At 67.4% G+C, this 2,193-nt stretch carries 2 protein-coding genes; both read left to right on the top strand.

The features are described from left to right. Positions 1–122: 122 nt before the first annotated feature. A complete protein-coding gene (locus ACWD6N_RS37665; RefSeq protein WP_450006746.1) occupies positions 123–485 on the top strand; it encodes a hypothetical protein in 363 nt (120 codons plus the stop codon). A 187-nt stretch (positions 486–672) separates the two neighbouring features. Then, positions 673–1,938: an IS110 family transposase gene (locus ACWD6N_RS37660; RefSeq protein ID WP_449941542.1), complete on the top strand. Its 1,266-nt coding sequence runs from the start codon at positions 673–675 to the stop codon at positions 1,936–1,938. Positions 1,939–2,193: the final 255 nt, after the last annotated feature.

Genomic DNA, 2,193 nt, shown 5'->3' with positions numbered 1-2,193 from the left:
CCCTGGGTGTCAGGGTTGGGTGAGTCCAGTGGTTCAGAGCAAGTAGCCCTCCCGGGGCGAGGATGGATCTTCCTTCGATGACGATTCCCAGCACAGATATGTCCGTCAGGCACGATGGGGTCATGGCGACGGAAGGACCTCGATCAGACCGGCCACGGCGGCGGTCGTTTCCTGCGGCGGAGAAGCTGCGGCTGCTCGCCGAGTACGAACAAGCCGTGGCAGACGGCGACGGCAACGGGTATCTGCGCCGTAACGGCTTGTACTCGTCGTTGATGAGTGAGTGGCGCCGCGCCCGTGATGCCGGCCTGCTCCAAGGGAAGAAGCCCGGTCAGAGCGTCGGACGCCCGAGTGGGGAGCAGGCCGAGATCGCCCGGCTGCGCCGCCAGTTGGAGCTGGCCAACCGCAAGATCGCCCGGACCGAGGCGGCGTTGGACATCATGGGAAAAGTTCTTCGCTGCCCTGTGGGCGGGCCCGTTCCGGGCTGAAAATGGTGGTGGTCGCCCGCCGACGCCGTGTGCGCTTGGTCTTTGAGGCCGTGGAAAAGTCGGGTGTGGGGAGCTGCGCCATGGGCCCTTCAATGTTGCTTCGAGCACGCGGATCAGCTTCGCTTTCGTCTCCAGCAGCTCCTGCGGGCGACCACCCTGGACGTCGGGTGGGAGGAGCGAGCAGGTGTTGGAGTCGAGTCAGGACAACGAGGAGATCATCGAGCGGGTCGCGGCGCTTGATATCGGCAAGGCGGAGTTGGTGTGTTGCGTGCGGGTGCCCGGTCAGGGGCCGGCCGGCCGCCGCCGGCAGGAGGTGTCTACCTACTCCACGATGACGCGGTCGTTGCTGACGATGGCCGACCGGCTCCGGACGCTGGGGGTCACCAGAGTCGTCATGGAAGCGACCTCGGACTACTGGAAGCCCGCGTTCTATCTACTCGAAGCGGCCGGGTTCGACCCGTGGCTGGTCAACGCCAGAGATGTCAAGCATCTACCCGGGCGTCCCAAGACGGATCGGCTGGACGCGGTCTGGCTGTGCAAGGTCGCCGAACGGCAGATGATCCGGCCGAGTTTCGTGCCTCCGGCGCCGATCCGTGAGTTGCGGGACCTGACCCGGTACCGGGTCGACCTCATCGGCGCGCGTACCGCGGAACGCAGCCGGGTCGAGAAGCTGCTGGAAGACGCACAGATCAAGCTGAGCGTGGTGGCCAGCGACATCTTCGGGCTCTCCGGCCGCGACATGATGGCCGCGCTGATCGCCGGACAGCGAGACCCAAAGATCCTGGCGCAGATGGCCCGCAGCCGCCTACGCACGAAGATCACACAGCTGGAAGAGGCGTTCGTCGGGCGTTTCACCGACCACCACGGGTTCCTGCTGGCCAAGATGCTGGCCCGCGTCGACGCGATCACCGCGGACATCGCCGACGTGGACCGGCGCATCGAACAACACATCGCCCCTTTCGCCGATGCCGGGCGGCGTCTGGACGAGATCCCCGGCGTCGGCCCGGCCACCGCCCACGTGATCATCGCCGAAGTCGGCGTCGACATGAGCAGGTTCCCGACCCCCGCTCACCTCGCCTCGTGGGCGCGGTTCGCCCCCGGGGTCAAGGAATCCGCCGGTAAGAGCAAGGGCACCGGCTTCACCGGCCACGGCAATCCCTACCTGGCCCGAGTCCTGGGCGAGGCCGCCGTCGCCGCGGGCAAGACCGACACATTCCTCGGCGAACGCTACCGACGCATCGCCAGACGCCGCGGTAACCGCCGCGCCATCGTCGCCGTCGGCCGATCCATCCTGACCATCGTCTGGCACCTGCTGACCGACCCGACGACCCGGTTCACCGACCTCGGATCAGACTTCTACGACACCCGCGTCAACCCCGAACGCCGCAAACGCAACCACGTCCGACAACTCGAAGCCCTCGGCTACACCGTCACCCTGCTACCCGCTGCCTGACCGACTCCCAGCATGATCCATCCCGGCTCCGCCGGGATGCCGACGCCTGCCCACCCAGGGTTCATTTTCGGATCAGCACACGCGCTCTTGGCCGAGATCTCCGAGAGCGCGGACACCGACACCAAGCCGACCAAGCCCTGACCGACGCCCACACCCAGTTGCTCGCCGCGGCGACGTCGACCCGCAGTGCGGCCCGGTTGACCGGGATCGCCCGCAGCACCGCCCACCGACGCGCCCGCACCCCTGATGGGCGTG

Source organism: Micromonospora sp. NPDC005163 (assembly GCF_053599835.1).
Note: the sequence above shows the minus strand (reverse complement) of the source record. Positions and strands in the feature narration are given on the sequence as shown.